The organism is Achromobacter sp. 1014246743 (assembly GCF_059760725.1).
The window spans coordinates 1-410 of the sequence record NZ_JCBANA010000164.1; the positions used below are offsets into that span (position 1 = coordinate 1).

Here is a 410-nt window from a genome sequence, read left to right on the forward strand (position 1 = left end):
GATGGCAGCTTTGCCCCGATCCTGATCCCCAAGCATGAACGCCGCTTTACCGGGTTCGATGACAAGATCATCGCGATGTACGCACGGGGCATGACGGTGCGCGAGATCCAGGGGTTCCTGGCCGAGCAGTACGGCACCGAGGTCTCGCCGGAGTTCATCAGCTCGGTGACCGACGCGGTCATGGACGAGGTCACGGCCTGGCAGACCCGGCCGCTGGAGACGATGTACCCGGTGGTGTTCTTCGATGCGCTGCGGGTCAAGATCCGCGAGGACGGAGTGGTGCGCAACAAGGCGGTGTACCTGGCGCTGGGCGTGCTGCCGGACGGCACCCGGGACATCCTGGGCCTGTGGATCGAGCAGACCGAGGGCGCCAAGTTCTGGATGAAGGTGTTCAACGAGCTTAAGACCCG

General features: G+C 64.1%; 1 protein-coding gene. It reads left to right on the forward strand.

The features are described 5' to 3' along the window. Positions 1–410: IS256 family transposase (locus AC6LJ2_RS30075; protein WP_498152765.1), on the forward strand; the 410-nt coding region annotated here is incomplete at both ends.